The sequence below is a fragment of the Salegentibacter profundi genome (genome assembly GCF_054121475.1).
Window position 1 is genome coordinate 1 of sequence record NZ_JBSYGG010000021.1, and the last position, 19,128, is coordinate 19,128.

The window sequence follows — 19,128 nt, forward strand, 5'->3', positions numbered from 1 at the left end:
GGAGTGAAAAATGTAGAATTCTTTCTGTATAGATTAACTACAATTTTTGCTTAAACACAACAATTGGGCTTGATCCATAACTTTCTCGATAGGTTTATTAAATTATTGTTAAAAATTAAATTTCCAACTCTGATTATCAATAATTTAGATATATTTAACTTCATAATTCCCTACACCCAAATTCTATTCATATTTTGCCTTTTCGTTAAGGTTTACCCTTTTTCGCCATATTCCTTATCCCCAATTCAAAAATCCCAAAACAGTTTTAGCTCTGATTTTTAATTATTAACTAAAACTATATATTATGAAAAATGCAGGATTTTTAACAATGTGTATCGGAGTAGCCTTCTGTTTCAGTAGCTGCGAGAAAGAAAATCTACCAAATTTGGTGGATGATGTCCAACCAGTAAATGCCACTATAAGTGCTTTCCATGGTGAATGTACTAGCATATCCTTTAGTGAGTTTCCAGTTGGACCTGCTCCCATTGATAACTTAGATGGAATTAATATTAGTGGACCTACTGAAGATGCTATTCAACCAGTAGGCATGATTTTAGAGTTAAGCGAAGATGTAAAACAGTTCTGTTCAGGGATTAATAAAGGTTTAGCTTTTTCAGGCTTGTCTAATCCTCCCATAATATTTTCATTTTCGGAAGAGGTAAGTTCAGTAGTCCTAACTGGAATGGCAGCAGGTGGCCTTAACGAAACATATTACCTAACAGCATATACCGAAACTGGTGGGCATGGTGATATTTTAGATACTGATTTTTACTCTGTCGATGGTTGGGTCCAATGTTCAGAGTTAACAGTAGAGGGGAATGGTATAAAATCTGTAGTCGTCACTGCTGATGGGATGCCAGGTCTTCCTGATAATAATGTCCTTGTTGCATCTATTCAATTTTGCATGAACCTGGATTCAGATGGGGATGGGGTTAATGATGATATTGATAACTGTCCATCAATTTCTAACGAGAATCAGGAAGATTTTGATGGAGATGGTTTTGGTGATGCCTGTGATGAAGACGATGATAATGATGGAGTAATTGATGAATTTGATAATACACCTTATTCCAATACAGAAACGGAAGTTGCTATTAAAGGTTGTGATACAAATGTTGAGAACGAACTATTGAAAAATGGGGTTTACATGGCCGATTTGATAGACGAGTTAGAGTCAGGAGAATTTAAAAACTTAGGTCAAACTGTTCGTTCCTATAATGAATTAACAAACGCTTGGATTCAAGATGGAATAATAACCGCCGACCAAAGAAGTGCTATTTTGAATTGCGTTATAGGTGAGAATTAGTATTTAATATGTTGAACGCTAAAAATATAGTAGACGGAAGTTTAGTGTTTTAGAATTTATTTAGCTGTGCTATTGCCTTTAGGTCCAGGATAAATTCGTTCGATATTTCAAATTTTCCCGCTACTAGCAAAGACAAGGCTTCACAGAAAAGAAATGTGGAGCTTTTGTTTTTTACACCTAGTACAGAATAACTTACCATTCAAAAAATACTTTTAATAAGTATTTAATACTACCATTTAACCTCAATTCTAATTTTTAAATTTAGGATGGATCACGCCTAAAAATTTTGTGCCGCGAGGTATAGGTGGAAGGGAATGACCATTTTAGTGGCTATTCCGGAGTGATGGTACCACCTGTTTCGGTCAAACTGTGCCACTTTGAAAGATACTGCAATTATATAAAAAATTAATGTTACTCGTTCTTTAAAGCTCCTTTTCTTAGTGATTCTCCTTTGAGGTCGATCCGATGCGAGGAGTTTACGATCCTGTCCAAAATAGCGTCTGCATGGTCCTTTTAGGTATTTTTATTTATGTGATACTTTTCTAGGTTTAGTAACATAAATTTTAATTTCAAAATTTAGATGAATACGACATTTGTCACTATATTTGTGATAAATGACGTGTGTTATGGTTGAGGCAATTAATTATAAAAAAGAAAGAGAAACCGTTGCAAAGTGGCTGGAACTGAAAACACTTTCATTGAAAAAAGGGAATTCTTCTTTTGCCTACCTTAAAGTTTTAAAAGAGGGTTTACACAGGAATTCCGTTAATTCATTTATAAAACATTCCACATTATCCAGAAAGCAGGTTTCTAAATTAATCCACGTTTCTGAAAGAACCCTACAGCGGTATTCGCCTGAAAAGACTATGGATATTAATTCATCAGAACGACTTATAGAACTAACACGTCTTTTCCATAAAGGAATAAATGTTTTTAATGATAAAGAAAAGTTTATTACCTGGCTAAACCGCCCAAATAAATCTTTGGCAAACTCAAAACCAATCGATTTAATGGAAACTAGTCTTGGTATTGATTTAGTTTTGGATGAGTTGCTTAGAATCGAACATGGTGTTTTTTCATGATTGTCTATCGAATTGCCAAGAAAAAATGGATTAAGGATTTAAGCGGAACCGGAGCGAAATTAACGGGAGGACGCTGGAATCCGAAAGGTTTTTCTGTTTTATATTGCGCATCAACCTCCTCTTTAGCGATCCTGGAGAAATTAGTCCACGTGGATTTCGATCTTTTGCCAGATGACTTATTTATAGCTGAATTGAAGATTCCTGAAAATAGGATTAAAGAATTAACATTAAAAGATTTACCTAAGAATTGGAATAAATATCCAGGCCCGGATATGCTTAAAGCACTTGGAAAAAAATGGCTGATAGAAAATAAGTATCTAATTCTTAAAGTGCCAAGTGCCGTAAACCCATATGAAACAAATTTTCTTATTAATGTAGGTCATCCGGATATAGATAAAATAAAAATCCTGAAAAGCTATCCTTTCGAAATTGATAACCGGTTGATAAAATAAGCTCGTTTCATCGAATCTCGATATTCAATTAAAATAAGGGATGCCCACGCGTTGTATATGCTAAGCCCATTTAGTGAGTCTGATAATCCCAAAATTGTTTTTTCCGAAAACATAGCTTCGGTTTTTCAGAATTGCTCTTGTTATTTATTTTCTCTTAAAACGCCACCCTAGCAGAAGCCAGGATATTTTTTCTGTTTAGCCTTCCTTTTCCTTACCAATAAGAATTTATTGCTCCTTATCATTGTATGGAATATAAGGGGATCAATTTCACCAAAATTCTATTTTACCCTTATTCAATTAGAAATCACGATAAGGCCCTTCCAAAAATGCATTGGCTTCCTCTTCAGAAAATTTAGCAATCTTACTATCCCAATGTAATGTTTGGTTTGGGAACCTTCCCGCAATAACTCCTAAAAGAATAGTTTCTGTTAAACGAGCTGCATATGAAAAGGGGGCAGAACATTTTTCCCTGCCAAGGCAAGCTTCTACAAATTGATGATAATGCTTAGGACCTTCAGATTCGTAATTTCTAATAGGTTCCCCTAAATTATTCTCTTTGCTAATTTTAGCGATTTCCTTAGATATATCCACATATTTACCATTTACGATCTTAGATGGTAATTGCATAAAGTGAGGAAGCAACAAGCGGCCCTTTTCACCAATAAACATGGCTCCCTGCTCAGGAAGCTGACCTTTTTCAGCAATTTTTGCGTCTAAAGAAATATCCTCATCATCCCTCTTCTCTTTCTTTTTAGCTTCTGAAGCTTTGTTTTTACCATTTTCAGGTAGTTTCAGGTCTTCGTGATCTTCCGGTGCTCCCGGCCCGTCATACCATACCCATTTAAGTCTTTCTGTGGTAAATGGTGTCCCCGGAAATTCATAGGTTACCTTGTTCTTTTCAGGAAATGAGAATCCGTTTGGTTCCCGGCAATCATTTTTAACAGTGAGAGGCACGTCCAGTTGCAGAGCGTTATAGGGAGTATCAAAAATATGAACACCCATATCACCCAATGTGCCGCACCCATGATCTAATAATTTTCGCCAGTTACCAGGGTGGTATACGTCTTTCTGAAAGCCTTTTGCTTTAGAAGTACCTAACCATAAGTTCCAATCCAAATCTTCAGGAACCGGATCCACACCCTTAGGAACGGGACCATCATATCCCCAGTTTTTAGGGGACCATGCTCTAACCGTATGTACTTTACCAATAATACCGGATTGGATTAATAGAGTTGCCAGTTTATAATCATAAAAAGAATGTACTTGAATTCCCATTTGGGTAACCAAGTTCTTTTCTGCAGCCAGTTTATTCATTGCCCGGGCCTCGGAGACGTGGTGTGTTAATGGTTTCTGACAATAGACAGGCTTATTCATATTCATAGCCATTATCGAGGCAGGTGCATGAGTATGATCTGGTGTAGAGACTATTACCGCATCTATTTCATCTTCCATTATCTGTAACATTGCTCTATAATCTGAAAATGTTTTCGCCTCAGGGTGCAGGGCATGGGCATTGGCTAAATAATTTGAATCAACGTCACAAAGAGCAACTACATCCACAAGTTCGTGAGAGGCTATCGCCTTCAGGTCTTCCAATCCCATATTTCCCACACCAATATGTGCTGTTCTCAGTCTGTTGTGGGCTGCAGTTCCTGCCCAGGATAGGCTGGGTAAAACGAGTATTCCTGATGTGGCGAGCCCCGTAATTTTTAAAAATTCTCTTTTATTCATCAGATTATAGCTTTTTGATTTTAATATTTCTGAACCAGATTGGACTAGCGTGGTCCTGCAGACCAATATATCCAGATTGGAATTTACCGTAATCTGGTGCATTATCCCATTTCCCTGAATTCTTCTTTTTTTGCCAGTCTTCTGACCATGGAACAAACTCCACTATTTTCTTCCCGTTGAGCCAATGCTCCACTTTTTCAGGGGTGAATACAATTTTAGAAGAATTCCATTCTCCAACAGGATTTAATATTTTTTCTGTGTTATCAGCCGCATGCATGGCATAATCCGCACCGGTTTTTTGCCAGTCCTGAAGTTCTTCCGGGTTTTCTGCCCCAAATTGTGAATTATAGCCGGAAAGGTCATGAATAGCTGCGTAGTTCTCATCATCAATCAATTGATATTCCGGAGAGATTTCCGGAGGTCCCCCATAACCTTCTTTTACATGATAAAAGATTCCACTATTTCCTCCTTTTGGCAGTTTCCATTCCAAATAGAGTTCAAAATTGTCAAATTCTTCAGCGCCATATATAATGTCTTTTCCGCCTTTATAATTTTGTTCGAGGCCCAATTCAGTATCGAATGTTAAAACACTGTCTTTTATAACCCAGCCGGGTGGAAGGGAATCACCGTTGTATGCACGCCAGCCTTCGGTAGATGTACCGTCAAAAAGATAGGTCCAGTCGTTTTCGGCAATGCTGTCAGTGGAGGTGAGAGGCTCTGATTCGGAATCAACTTTTGATTTTTCTTTACAGGAATTAAAAAGTAATAATTGTAAAATAAGAAGGGTAAAAAGATTAAATTTCATTGGATTTTTATAACTGAATTAATTTATTGCCGTGAAATATACAAATGTTAATTCAATTAAAATCAAGAAAGTTTATTAAAAAATTTATAGAAGTGTTTTTTGAAGTATCAAAAAGTAATCAATTATCAGGAAAATTATCTATTTAGCTTCGTATTAAAGATTCTTGATCAATTCCATTTTTGATATATTTCAAGAGGCATATAGGCTCCAGGATTAACAATTTTCTGAAGATAAGTTTTCATTTTTATTAAGCTATCTGGGACTAGATAATTTAATTTTCATTGTTTGGTTTTACGTTTAATACTTTCAACTTTCGGGCTGCTTCCTGATGTATTCCTAGCGGGCTGCTATAACAAAGAAGGGCCATGGAGTAGGACAGGCAAATGGACTTTGTTTTTGGGGTAGGGGGTTGTATACAATTTCCGCCATTCCTTATAAGTATATTCAGGGAGATCGAAAATGATCTGGGAAAACCTTTTCCTGCTACCGGCAACTAAGAAAGATAGGTAGACAGAAAGTTTTACTGTTAAATGCGCTTCTTACGGTAAAAGCATATCAGGCCGGTTCGCATAAGAATAAGGGTTGGGAAGTATTTACAGAAAGGGTTATTCATTTTGATCTTTGAAGATAAAGAAAATGAATTATGGGAAACCCATAATATTTAAAACCTGCTGGCTTCGCGTGTCTCATGATTCTATCAGCACCTTTAGATCCATTTGTATAAGGAGAACTCACCGGCATGATATCATTCTCATTTGTTAAAGAGTTGAATTCTGAATGAAACATATTGTAGAAAGCCCCTTCTCTGTATTCTGCAGCCTCTATATATTGATTACCCCCAACGGCGACTTTTCTGGGATTAGTCTCCGGGTCATTAGCCATTTCTACTTTTAAAATATAATATATCAATATTCGGAATATTGACTAATGTATTGCCTTCCTAAAAAGGGGAAATATCTTCACAAGCAATCCAAACAATATTGGTTTATCTTGTCCCTTAAGTGTAAAGGGATTAAAACAGAAAGGACAAATATTCAGGAATTTCAACTAAAGTATTAATTGAAATAACCATTGCTTTGGGATTTGCAAAAGGCAGAACTGGATTTTTAGTTCATACTTTTTTTTGTTAAGTCAGTAAGATGCTGATATCAAGATAATTACCAAATGGGTAAAAATCCACTAGATTTTAGGATGTCTAAGAACCTTCAGCTCATTTACTTAAAAAGCAAGTTGTGAATATCACTTTTTAATTAACAATAAATTTGATGATTTTAAAAAAAAGTTATATTTGGAAGGAATATGAAATAATTAATATCTAAAATTTCTGATATTAATAATATCATCAAGTTCCTTTTTTGAACTTTTTTTGGAAAAAATAATAGATGTTTAAAAGTCGTAAGAAATCTACTTATCGAAGTGATATAGATGCATGGCAGGACCTGCAAAAAGGGAATATGGATGCACTTGGATATTTCTACGATAAATATGTCGATGATTTATTTGCTATAGGATATTCTATTTATCCGGATAAAGAATTTATTCAGGATGTTATTCATGATATGTTCTTGGAACTTTACAAATATCATGACAGGCTTTCCGAAGCCCAGAATATTAAGGCATACCTTATTACTTCCTTTAAGAGAAATATTTTTCGGAAAAAGAATTCAAAAGAAATAAAATTAGAAAATAAAGATTTTGAGACCAAGCCGGGGATGTTAGAAAATACGGAGAGCCATGAAAATAAAATTATAAACTTTGAGCAGGCTTCATTAACTCAAAAAAAAGTAGATCATGCCATGGAATACCTTACATTGCATCAAATCAAAGTTCTGGAATTAAAGTTTTCAGAAGATAAGTCTTACGAGGAGATTGCGAGAGATTTGAATGTAACTGTCTCATCTGCAAGGACACTCGTTTATAGAACGGTTAAGGAATTACGCAAGAAAGCTGTAGCTCTTCTTTGGTAATCTTTTCATTTTAATTGAGTCTGGTAATAAAATCTTCTTATCCCATTCATTATCTTTAGTCATTTAGAATTATGCAGGGCACAACCAAATTAAAATTCGACTTTTGATTCTTGTTTGAACTTACTGAATCAGAATCCTCTTCCACCGCCCAAACATTTCTAAAGTTTTTATTTATTTCCTTGATTTCTATAAAAAGTTGTCTATAAATTCGATTTACTTGTCTCTATATTAATAAGGAAAAATTATCTTAAGATCAAACTGGATTAATAATCCTAAAATATCTCAAAAGAAACAGTTAAATATCTTCAGGGATGAATTTTCATGTTATATAGTTGTTAGTTGGATTAGTTGTGATAATTCGAATTCCTATAAAAAGCCCTGGCTTTTTTGTCAGGGCTTTTTTAACCGAAACAAAAATGCTGAAAGGCTCTAAAATGAATTAAAACGCTAAGATTATAAAAAAATAAATTTTTTATGTCTATAAAGTCGTTTTACTAGTCTCTATATTATTAGAGGCATAGAAACTTAAGATTTTATTTCCAAAATTATGAGCCATAAATCTGATTCGCAGCTAAGTAATATGGAGAAGCAGGAGCTTCGCTGGAGAATTCTGAATTCGGCGAGTACGGTGAAACGTCAAAATCGAAAAAGGAAAATTAAAATTTTCGTGGGTTATGCTTCTGCTGCTTGTGTCCTGTGTGTACTTGGACTGTTTCATGTCATAAAACAGTCTTCGGAGCCTTCGATAGAAGATTTTGCGCGTACTATTCCGGATTCTACCTTGGAAAATTCCGATCAGGTTACTTTAGTGTTAAATGGAGAAAAAATTAATATAGATTCTGAAAATAGTTATATTCAATATTCTTCTTCTGGAGATAGAGTGCAAATTGGTAAAGGCAAGGTAGTAAGCCAGAAAACTGAAAAAAATAGTACACCTGTTTTTAATACATTCATTGTTCCTTATGGAAAACGAGGTAGTCTTACTTTATCTGATAGTACAAAAGTGTGGGTTAATTCTGGATCTAAATTAATTTATCCCGCCGTTTTCAAGGGGGATGAAAGACAGGTTTACCTTACGGGAGAAGCAATTTTCCAAGTTGCACACAACAAAAATAAACCATTCAAGGTGCTTTCAGAGAATCAGGAAATTGAGGTATTAGGAACTGTATTTAACGTATCGGCATATTCAAATGAGGTTATCTCTCATACAGTATTAAAAAGCGGAAGTGTTCGTATTAAGTATCACAAGGATAATAATAAGGTAATTAAAATTAAACCGGGGACTATGGCAAGTTTTAATGCTGAAACTAGGGGGTTGAATTCCAAACAAGTAAATCCCGAGGATTATTTTTCCTGGCGGGAAGGTTTCCTTTCTTTAAAAATGAATAGCCTTCAGGACATAGCTGCTAAACTTTCTCGATACTATAATGTTGAAATAAAGTTTGAAAAAGGATTCCCAGAAAATTCCACATTTTCAGGAAGATTAGATTTATTAAAAGATGTGGATAGTGTTCTTGAGATAATAAATAAAACCAATCCCTTCCAATACCAGTGGAAAAATAATAAAGTAATCGTGATCTCTAAACCTTAAAATTTATGCCAATGAATTGAAATTGTATATAAAAGAATAACCATCAGTGCTGCAACACCAATGGTTATTAGAAAAATTAGCGTACAAAACTAACTAAAAATCAAAATTATGAATTTTTCGCCTAAATGTGGCTCGAAAGAGCAGTTTTCATTTCGTCACATTCCTATCTTGCTTATGAAATCATTTTTCTTATTTATCGTAATTGGGATAACAACATTACAAGCCAAGGAAGCTTATTCTCAGGATGATATTGATATTAATGTAGAAGATGTTACCTATGAAGAACTCTTTACTGAGATCCAAAAAAAGACTGAATTTATTTTTTTCTATAAAGATGGCGTCCTTTCAAAGACCGACAGAATTAAAGTAAAAGAAAAAGGGGCAAGTCTTGAAGAAATTTTGGAAACAGTATTCAGCGGGAAAAATCTGAAATATAAAATTGACAATCGTCAGGTAATTATCTTGCCTGAAGATAGTATCCTTGGAAAGGAAGAAAATAAGCAAACCGGGATACAGGGTTTTGAAGTCTCAGGTACTGTTGTAGATGGTTCGGGAATGCCGTTACCCGGTGCTACGGTTATGGAGAAAGGGGCTAATAATGGTGTTCAAACCGATTTTGATGGTAATTATTCTTTGGAGGTTACTGATGAAAATGCCATTATAGTAATTTCTTTTATCGGTATGATCACTCAGGAAATTCCAGTTAACGGAAATTCCCAAATAGATATTGTTTTAGAAAACGATCAGGCTCAATTAGAGGAAGTAGTTGTCATAGGCTATGGAAGTGTTAGGAAGAGCGACCTGACTGGTTCTGTAAGTTCAATTCAAGCTGAAAAATTAAACACAGATTCTCAGGCATCAGTTGACCAGATTATACAGGGTAGGTTGCCAGGTGTTCAGGTAACTCAAGGCAGTGCAGAGCCAGGGGGAAATTTTTCTTTAAGAATAAGAGGTGCTAATTCTATCACTGCTGGAAATGAACCACTTTACGTTATTGATGGTCTTCCCGGTGCAAACCCAGGGAATTCCTTAAACCCTTCTGATATAAAATCAATTGAAGTTTTAAAAGATGCATCGGCAACCGCTATTTATGGAGCTCGAGGATCAAATGGTGTTGTATTAATCACAACGAAACAAGGTCAAGTAAATTCTGCGCTGGAAATCAATTATAACTTTTCAACAAGTATTCAAAAAGCGGCCAAAACACTCGATATGATGAATGCTCAAGAGTATATGTCATTTTATAATGACATATATGAGGATAGAGGTCTCGATCAATTGTTTAGCCCGGAGGAGATAAGTGCCATTGGCGTTGGCACAAATTGGCAAGATGAGATATTTAGGAGCGCTCCAATTCATGAACATCGTCTTTCCTTTTCAGGTGGTTCTGAAGATACGCAGTATTATTTATCGTTGAATGCTTTTGATCAAGAAGGGATAGTTATTAATTCAGGTTTTGAACGATTGACTGCAAGGATAAATCTTACTCATAGTATTGGAGATAAGGTAAAGATTGGTTTTCATCTAAATAATAGTTTTGAGAAGGAAAATAGAGTGCCACTTGGACTAGGTGTCAATATGGAGGCTGGAGTTATTGCAGCAGCTTTACAACTTCCTCCAACCTTACCCGTCTATAATCCAGATGGAAGTTATAGTACTAGTCTGCAAGATCTTAGTAATCCAGTAGCCCAAGCAGAAACAATAGATGAATTTGAAAAAACTACTAGATTGTTCGGTAACGGATTTGTTGAATATGAGGTTATATCTGATTTAAAAGCTAAGCTAAATTTTGGTTTTGATCAGAGAATCTTACGAAGGGAAACCTTTTTGGATTTAATTACTCAGAAAGGGAGTTTGGCTGAAGGACAGGCAACACAAAGACTTAGGGAAATTAATAGCAACCTTTTTGAATTCACTTTGGATTATAAAAAAGAGATAGCAGATAAGCATAGGCTAAATCTATTAGGAGGTTATTCATTTCAGAGATTTAAGAATTCAGGATTTAGCGCTGCTGGACAGAATTTCCCGACAACTTCTTTTGGACCTAACAATCTAGGTGCTGGAGATCCAGGCACATATGAAGTTGGGTCTCTCCGAGGTGAAAATACAATTGTATCTGGTTTTGGTCGTGTAAATTACGCTTTTGATGACAGATATATAATATCAGGATCCTTTAGGGCTGATGGGTCCTCCAGGTTTGGTGAAAATAACAAGTTTGCTTATTTCCCATCAGGTGCGATTGCCTGGAATATTTCAAATGAATCCTTTTTTCCGGAGGAAAGTCTGGTAACTGATTTAAAACTGAGGACTAGTTATGGCTTGAGTGGAAATCAGGAAATTGACAATGGAAGGTCATTGGTTCTACTAGGCTCAGGGCCTATTGCAGTATTTGATGGTGAAGAAGTTCAGTCTATTGCTCCTACTCAATTGGCAAATCCTGATCTTAAATGGGAAACCACAGAATCACTGAATCTAGGAATTGATTTTGGAATTCTCAGTAATAGAATTTCAGGAACAGTAGAATATTTCCAAAGTAACACGAGGGATTTATTACTCTATTTGCCTATTCCTACCACTACTGGGTTTAATATTTCTCTTCAAAATGTCGGGGATACTAGAAATTCTGGTTTTGAATTTTCGCTGGCATCAAGAAACTTCGTTAACCAATTTAAATGGACAACAGATTTTAATATAGCCACTTTAAAAAATGAAGTTACTAATTTGGGGGAATTACCTAGAATCCTTCAAGGTAGTACCAGGTTTATCCAAGATTTCACCTTACTGAATGTTGGTCAGCCTATTAATTCTTATTATGGATATGAGTTCGCCGGCGTTTTTCAGTCTCAGGATGAAGTTGATAGTTCTCCAACTCAACCTGATGCCTCAGTTGGAGGTAGAAAGTTCAAAGATTTGAACAATGATGGGGTCATAAATGATGACGATAAAACCGTACTGGGCGATCCTTTTCCTGATTTTACCATGGGCTTGAACAATTCCTTTAGTTATAAAGGCCTTTCTCTTGATGTTTTTTTAGAAGGGAAATTTGGGTTTGAATTGGCAAATTTCACCAATATTGATTCAGAAAATCCCATTGATGATCTAAGGAATAGGCAAAAATATGTTTTGGATAGGTGGACTCCTGAAAACCCTACAAACGACCAACCCTCATTTGTTAATCCATCTCGAACCTTCGATTTTAATAGTAGGGTTGTTGAAGACGCTTCTTTTCTAAGATTAAGAAGCGCTAGATTAGCTTATACTTTTCCTGATTTGAATATCAAGTTTATTTCTTCCCTCATGGTGTATGCATCTGGGCAGAATTTGATTACTTGGACGGATTATCGTGGTTATAACCCCGATGTTAATTCCTTGGGTGATTCGAATTTGCGGATTGACTACAGCGCTTACCCGCTTGCCAGAACTTATACACTAGGTATCAATTTAAACTTATAAAGAGATGAAAAAAATATTAAAATATAAAATAGTTTTCTTTTTGACCTTTACTGTAACATTATTTTCTTCATGTGAAGACTTGTTAGAAGAACAAACTTTCACAACTCTAAGTCCCGAGGATTTTTTTAAAACTGGAGAGGATCTAGAAGTAGTGCTAAACTCAGTTTATGGCGAATTGCGTTACAGTGATATAACAAGAGATGCTGTTACTTTACAGGAGGTTAACACTGACATAGCTTTTGAACGGAGTGGTGGTATTTTTACGTTCAATAGACCTATTGAAGAATTTACATGGACGTCAACTCATCAATGGTTAAGCAATTCTTGGGACCGTCGATACCGAGGAATTTTTAAGGCTAATACAGTCTTGGATAATGCTTCTCTAGTAGATATGGACGAGAATAGAAAAAACGAAATAATTGCTGAAGCACGTTTTCTAAGAGCATTTAATTATTTCTTATTGTATGACTTTTTTGGCCCAGTACCACTTATAACTAGTAGTGAAACTAAAGTCACAGACCGTCCAAGTAGACCTACAGAAGAGGAAATGATTTCATTTATTGAAGACGAGCTACTGGTGGCTAGTGAGCAACTTCCCTTGACGCCACCAAGAGGTCAATATGGACGCCCTACAAAGGGTGCTGCTCTTGGAGCTTTAGCTAAGTTTTACATGATGACTAAAAGATGGCAAGATGCTGCTGCTACTGCAAAACAAGTGATGGATTTAGGAGAATATGATTTATTTGTTGAAGAGAATAGGACGGAGTTATTTAATTTTGAAAATCAGCGTGATAATGAATTCATTTTTGTGTCAGTGATGTCAGATACTCCTGATGATGATACTGGCAATGGTTGGTTAAGTCATGTGGTGCCGAGAGGCTATCAGTGGAAATATCCTCCTAGACAAATATTTGCGGCTGAATACAAAATATGGTCTGACTTTTTAGAAATATTCGATCCAGAGGACGAACGCCTAGATGCATTTTTATTTGAATTCGAAAATGCTGACGGAGAAACTGTCGTGCTAGGAGAGGACAATGCTAGAAGTTTAAAGTATCCAGAATACCCAAACCAAGGGATAAGCCGAGCACCTAATGATTTTCCTTTTATTCGTTATTCTGATATCCTTCTTTCCAGAGCAGAAGCTTTAAATGAAATCAATGGACCTAACCAAGAATCTATTGATCTTATAAATATGGTGAGGGAAGCTGCAGGAGTATCAACATTCACGGTAGGTGATTTTGCAGATAAGGAAGCGCTAAGAAACTTTATTCTAGATGAAAGAGGCAGGGAGTTTCATACGGAGGCACTCAGACGCCAAGACCTGATTCGCCATGGCAAATTTATTCAAAAGGCAATAGAACGCGGTAAACCTGCACAAGAGTTTCAAGTAAGATATCCGATTCCTCAAACGGAAATGGACAGAAATCCCAACCTAACCCAAAATGAGGGATATTGATTATTGAATAGCAATTAAAATTTTAAAAATCGAAATTTTTATATTTCGAAGAATGTTCAAAAATCAAAATAGATAGGATTGGTTGAAATTGATTGAAAAAGCCGCTTAATAAGTATTAGGCGATTAGTCAAAAATTGAAGCTTTTGTTTCCATTATCATTGTAAGTATACTTCCTGGCACAAGGTTGAGAAGCCTTATGGTAGATTGACAAATCACTGTGACCTGTGATATTTCTACAAATTAGTTGGGTGGGAAATGAAAGATCTGTAGGAAGATCCTAAGGTATGCATGAATGTCCGGACTACCGAGATGATTGTGTCGACATGCATAAAATCAACTAGATCAAATCCTGTGAAAAAATACGGCGACTCCTAAAATTGGAACAGATTTACATTTAGCAATATGCATAGCTTGTTCAAATCGGTTGAAAAAGATGATTGATGAAATTTAAGGATATGAAAAAAGAATTAATTTTAATTTGTTTTTTAATAACTCTTTATTCTTGTAAGGAGAAAGCTGATAATAAAATTGCTTCAGTAGTGGATCAACAGGAATTTTTAGCCTCCTCCAATTTTGGTGATTTACTAAAGGAAAAACCTACGGGTATCGTAACGCCGAAAGGTATGGTTTGGGTTCCAGGTGGATCTTTTGTTCAAGGAGCAGTCAGTTCTGACGATATGGCTATGAAACATGAGAAACCTGCACATTCGGTAGAAGTGGATGGTTTTTTTATGGATATCAGTGAAGTGACGAATGCAGAATTCACGAAATTTGTTGAAGAAACGGGTTATATAACTGTTGCGGAACGGGATATTGTTTGGGATGAAATAAAAAAGCAACTTCCTCCTAACACTCCTAAACCACACGATTCTATTCTTCAGCCCGGTTCTCTGGTTTTTAAGAAAGCAACTGAAAGTGTTCCTAACCTGTACGATTACTCCCAATGGTGGGACTGGAAAGTTGGCGCTAACTGGAGACAACCCGAAGGGCCTGAGAGTTCTATAGTGAACAGGGGTGAATTCCCAGTTGTTCATATTTCGCTTGAAGATGCCCTTGCTTATTGTGAATGGGCAGGAAGGCGTCTACCCACTGAAGCAGAATGGGAATATGCTGCCAGGGGAGGGAAAAAGGATGCTATCTTTTCCTGGGGAACCGATATGGCAAAATTATCACAAATGGCTAACTCCTGGGAAGGGGATTTCCCTATGAGCAATACAAAGAAAGACGGTTTTGAAAACAAAGCTCCGGTAAAATCCTTTCCTCCAAATCAATTCGGGCTCCATGACATGGCGGGGAATGTCTGGGAATGGACTCAGGATTGGTATAATGTGCACTATTATGAGGAAGTGGGGCGGAATGGCATTGTAAAAAATCCTCAAGGAGCAGAATTTCCATACAATCCTTATAATCCGCGATTACAAGAGAAGGTAATAAAAGGGGGGTCATTTTTGTGCAATGCATCTTATTGCGCCAGTTTTAGAATTTCTGCTCGTATGGCGAACTCAACAGATTCTGCCCAGGAACATTTGGGTTTCAGGACAGTGGCAACACCTGAAATGTTATTAAATAAGGATTAACAGATTAATAAAAACCAATGGAATTTGTCTAACCACAATTAATCAAAAGAAATTATGAAAAAATATAAAAAAAATATATTTCACTCTTTCATCGCACTTCTTCTGTTCTCAGGAGCAACCTTTTCTCAAACAGAAAACAAAAAGCCAAACATCATCCTTATGGTGAGCGATGATCATGCGTATCAAGCCATTAGTGCTTATGGCTATGGGCTAAATGAAACTCCAGGTATTGACAGATTAGCTGAAGAAGGTTCTATTTTTACTAGGGCTACTGTCACAAATTCGATCTGTGCTCCAAGTCGTGCCGTTATTCTAACTGGCAAGCATAGTTTTGTGAACGGTAAAGTTGACAATGTTCAGCCGTTTAACTGGGAGCAGCCTAATTTCGCAAAAGAGCTGCAGAGGGCTGGATATGCTACAGCAATGATTGGAAAAATACACCTTGATGGTCTCCCTCAAGGCTTTGATTATTCTATGGTTTTGCCTGGACAAGGACATTATTATAATCCAGATTTTCTTGTCAATGGGGAGAAGAAACGCATTGAAGGTTATGTTACGGATATTACTACCGAGCATGCTCTTAAATGGTTAAAGGAGGATCGCCCGAAGGATAAGCCCTTTCTGTTGATATACAATCAGAAAGCACCTCATAGAAACTGGAAACCTGGACCGAAATATTTAACCCTCTATGATACTACTGAATTTATTCCTCCAGCGACTTATTTTGATGATGAAACGCTTTATGCTGGGCGAGGTACCGCAGCAAAAACTCAGGAAATGGAAATCGATGGGCATGCAAGATGGGGTCATGACTTCAAATTCCAGATTGACCCTGAAGGAAATCCAACTGAACTCAAAAATGATCTTGATCGATTGAATGACAGGCAATTGGCAGCTTGGAATGCTGCTTATGAACCAAAAAACCAGAAGTTCATCCAGAAATTCTTTCCTAAAGAAAATCCCGATGGTGGAGGTATTTTGAAACCAATGCGGAAATTGGGGAACGAAAAGCAGAGGGAGAAGCAAATAGCACTATGGAAATACAACAGATACATAAAAGATTATTTGCGTACCATTAAATCTGTTGATGACGGAGTAGAAGAAGTACTGGATTATTTGGATCAAAATGACTTAGCTGAAAATACGATTGTAGTCTATACCTCAGATCAAGGATTCTATCTTGGAGAACATGGGTGGTTCGATAAAAGATTCATGTATGAGCAATCATTCCGCACGCCCTTATTAATTCGTTATCCAAAAGAAATAGCTCCAGGAACAGTCGTGGATGAATTAGTTCAAAATCTCGATTTCGCACCAACACTTCTAGATTATGCCAATGTCGAAATTCCATCAGAAATGCAGGGTGAATCTTTTAGGAGAATATTAAATGGAAAGTCAGGAGAATGGCGGGATGCAGTTTATTATACCTACTATGAATATCCCTCAGTACATATGGTAAAACGACATTATGGTGTGGCGACCGACCGTTATAAACTGATGCATTTTTATTATGATATTGATGAGTGGGAAATGTATGATTTGAAGGAAGATCCTGAGGAATTGAATAATATTTACGAAGATCCGAATTATACAGAGGTAAGAGCCGATATGCACGAAAAGCTCAAGGAGCTTCGCGAAAAATATGGGGATTCAAAAGAACTTCAAGAGAAATATTTGAGGGAATACCTTGAATACATAGAAAACAGAAAAAGTGAATAACCTAGTTATCTTTTTGTTTTAATAAAAAGTAGTAATGATAAACTAGTGAAGTGCTTGGCTTTTTTGGCGACCTAATATATTCTGACTAACAAAATGGTACCATGGATAAAATAACAACTTTAGTTTTTGGTATTTTCCTTCTGTTTTCTAACGGGATCGTTGGCCAGAAAGTTCATTCCCCGGGGGAAAGACCGAATGTTATTGTCTTTATAGCTGATGACGTAACTGCGACCGACCTGGGGCCATATGGGAACCATTTTGTGCATACTCCGAATATTGATTATCTGGCAAGGAATGGGATAACGTTCAACAATGCTATCCTAACAACGAGTTCCTGTAGTCCCAGCAGAATAAGTATCCTTACAGGCAGGTACCCCCATAATACTGGTGCAGCAGAATTGCATACAGAGCCTAAAGTAGTTTTTGAATCTATTGCCTCAAAATTAGATGAAAACGGATACTATACAGGTCAAGCCGGAAAATGGCATATGGGGAGCCTATTAAAACAAGGATTCGATCAAATTTATGAGAAGCGTGAGCAAAATGGCGATGGAGGTGAAGATATGTGGATACAATCTTTGCGGGAAAGAGATAAAAACAACCCTTTCTTTTTTTGGTTTGCTTCTTATGATGCACATAGGGTTTGGGGTAAAAACCAATTTTCAAACACACACGACCCAGAAAAGATCGAGGTTCCAAAAACTCTAGTAGACAATGATAGCACTAGAATTGACCTAGTCAAATATTATGATGAAATAAAGCGTTTTGATTTTCATATTGGAAAAGTTATCGAAGAACTCAAAAAACAGAAAGTATTTAATAATACGATTATTATTGTTATGGCTGATAATGGGAGGCCGTTTCCGCGCGACAAAACCAGAATGTATCATTCTGGGGTAAAAACTCCTTTGATTATCCATTGGACCGAAAATATTGACAGCGCTGTCAGTAACAGTCTAATCAGCAGTATAGATATCGCTCCAACTGTTTTAGATATTTGTGGGGTTGGTATTCCTGAAACCTTTCAAGGAAAGAGCTTTAAAGATGTTCTAGATAACCCGAGTCGGAAATTTCGTAACTATGCCTTTGCAGAGCATAATTGGCATGATCATGAAGCACACGAACGTATGGTCCGAACCGACGATTTTATGTATATCTTAAATTCAAGGCCATATTTACCAAACCAGGGTCCTGCGGATGCAATTAACAGCCCTTCATTCAGATCTTTAAAAACAGCGAGAAAAAGTTTAACATCTATTCAATCTGATGTATTTCTTGCCCCAAGACCTACTGAAGAACTTTATGAGCTAAAGGAAGACTCACTTCAAATTAAAAACATAGCCAATGATAAAAAATATTTAAAGGTCATTGCAGAATTGAAGGGTGTTTTATTGGAATGGATGGAAGAAACAAATGATAACGTTCCGCAAGAACTCACTAAAGATTGGTATTCTAGAGATACCGGAGAAAAAAATGAATATAATTTTAATATCCGGGGAGAGATGCCAGGAGAAAAATTGGAAGCAGAACACTGCAATGCAAAAGGACCATTTTAAAAACTCATTCTAGTGGTTGTAACTTCTAAAGGATGAAAAACGAAATTTTAGGACTATCCTTCATTTTTATTTAAGAAAGTTTCCAAATTTACTTTAGTTAAAGGTACTATTACCAAAAAAGATTCATCGCAAATAACTGGTATTGTGAAAAAATTGGAAGTCAGAAATCAGGAGGTCTAAAAATTCTTACGTAGCACAATTTTACGAGGTGAATTTACTATAGCAGGTGGGTAGATTTAGAAAGGTAGTTTCTGTTTTAAGGAAATTGATGAAGGTAACACATGAATTTCGGCCTAATTATAAACTGTCCAGCGCCTCTTAATATATAAGTCTTAATCCTCAAATTCCTACATTGCATAATCCGCTGAAAGCGGACAGGCGTTCCGTTTCAAAACGGACACTTTTCTTCTAAAATTTTGGTTAAGTTAAT

13 protein-coding genes and 2 pseudogenes are annotated in these 19,128 nt (G+C 36.3%); 11 read left to right on the plus strand and 4 right to left on the minus strand.

The annotated features are described in order from the left end of the window. The first annotated feature begins 304 nt into the window (after positions 1–304). Entirely contained in the window at positions 305–1,306 is a 1,002-nt protein-coding gene (locus ACW6NC_RS15860; protein ID WP_457867525.1) for a thrombospondin type 3 repeat-containing protein, read from the plus strand. Positions 1,307–1,717: 411 nt separating this feature from the next. Here ACW6NC_RS15860 and ACW6NC_RS15865 read toward each other — a convergent pair. Further along, positions 1,718–1,810: pseudogene (locus ACW6NC_RS15865) on the minus strand (ATP-binding protein); the annotation flags it as partial. A 122-nt stretch (positions 1,811–1,932) separates the two neighbouring features. Between ACW6NC_RS15865 and parS the strand changes: the two are divergent. Continuing rightward, positions 1,933–2,388 carry a type II RES/Xre toxin-antitoxin system antitoxin gene (gene parS, locus ACW6NC_RS15870; RefSeq protein WP_457867527.1) on the plus strand — a complete coding sequence of 152 codons (456 nt, stop codon included), beginning with the start codon at positions 1,933–1,935 and terminating at the stop codon, positions 2,386–2,388. Beyond that, positions 2,385–2,840 (plus strand): RES family NAD+ phosphorylase, encoded by a 456-nt coding sequence (locus ACW6NC_RS15875; protein ID WP_457867529.1) that lies wholly within the window; start codon positions 2,385–2,387, stop codon positions 2,838–2,840. Before parS ends, ACW6NC_RS15875 begins: the two co-directional genes overlap by 4 nt. Positions 2,841–3,137: 297 nt before the next feature. On the opposite strand, the gene ACW6NC_RS15880 is transcribed toward ACW6NC_RS15875, so the two are convergent. Next, positions 3,138–4,571 (minus strand): Gfo/Idh/MocA family protein, encoded by a 1,434-nt coding sequence (locus tag ACW6NC_RS15880; RefSeq protein WP_457867531.1) that lies wholly within the window; start codon positions 4,569–4,571, stop codon positions 3,138–3,140. A gap of 4 nt (positions 4,572–4,575) precedes the next feature. After that, positions 4,576–5,376 (minus strand): 3-keto-disaccharide hydrolase, encoded by an 801-nt coding sequence (locus ACW6NC_RS15885; protein WP_457867533.1) that lies wholly within the window; start codon positions 5,374–5,376, stop codon positions 4,576–4,578. 364 nt (positions 5,377–5,740) lie between these two features. Between ACW6NC_RS15885 and ACW6NC_RS15890 the strand changes: the two are divergent. Continuing rightward, positions 5,741–5,986 (plus strand): annotated as a pseudogene (locus ACW6NC_RS15890) (uracil-DNA glycosylase); the annotation flags it as partial. On the opposite strand, the gene ACW6NC_RS15895 reads toward ACW6NC_RS15890, so the two are convergent. Further along, a complete protein-coding gene (locus ACW6NC_RS15895) occupies positions 5,986–6,258 on the minus strand; it encodes a hypothetical protein (RefSeq protein WP_457867535.1) in 273 nt (90 codons plus the stop codon). The pseudogene ACW6NC_RS15890 and the gene ACW6NC_RS15895 overlap by 1 nt on opposite strands. Positions 6,259–6,758: 500 nt before the next feature. Here ACW6NC_RS15895 and ACW6NC_RS15900 point away from each other — a divergent pair, with 500 nt between their 5' ends. The 7 genes from ACW6NC_RS15900 (at position 6,759) to ACW6NC_RS15930 (ending at position 18,698) form a co-directional block, all read left to right on the plus strand. Continuing rightward, positions 6,759–7,343 carry an RNA polymerase sigma factor gene (locus tag ACW6NC_RS15900; protein ID WP_457867537.1) on the plus strand — a complete coding sequence of 195 codons (585 nt, stop codon included), beginning with the start codon at positions 6,759–6,761 and terminating at the stop codon, positions 7,341–7,343. A 547-nt stretch (positions 7,344–7,890) separates the two neighbouring features. Then, complete coding sequence (locus tag ACW6NC_RS15905) at positions 7,891–8,934, plus strand: FecR family protein (RefSeq protein ID WP_457867539.1); 1,044 nt, start codon at positions 7,891–7,893, stop codon at positions 8,932–8,934. A gap of 108 nt (positions 8,935–9,042) precedes the next feature. Continuing rightward, positions 9,043–12,387: a TonB-dependent receptor gene (locus ACW6NC_RS15910; protein ID WP_457867541.1), complete on the plus strand. Its 3,345-nt coding sequence runs from the start codon at positions 9,043–9,045 to the stop codon at positions 12,385–12,387. Positions 12,388–12,391: 4 nt separating this feature from the next. Then, positions 12,392–13,846, plus strand: a complete 1,455-nt coding sequence (locus ACW6NC_RS15915) for a RagB/SusD family nutrient uptake outer membrane protein (RefSeq protein ID WP_457867543.1) — start codon at positions 12,392–12,394, stop codon at positions 13,844–13,846. A 455-nt stretch (positions 13,847–14,301) separates the two neighbouring features. After that, positions 14,302–15,423, plus strand: a complete 1,122-nt coding sequence (locus tag ACW6NC_RS15920; protein ID WP_457867545.1) for a formylglycine-generating enzyme family protein — start codon at positions 14,302–14,304, stop codon at positions 15,421–15,423. Positions 15,424–15,477: 54 nt separating this feature from the next. After that, complete coding sequence (locus ACW6NC_RS15925) at positions 15,478–17,142, plus strand: sulfatase family protein (RefSeq protein ID WP_457867547.1); 1,665 nt, start codon at positions 15,478–15,480, stop codon at positions 17,140–17,142. 101 nt (positions 17,143–17,243) lie between these two features. Further along, a complete protein-coding gene (locus ACW6NC_RS15930) occupies positions 17,244–18,698 on the plus strand; it encodes a sulfatase family protein (RefSeq protein WP_457867549.1) in 1,455 nt (484 codons plus the stop codon). Positions 18,699–19,128: the final 430 nt, after the last annotated feature.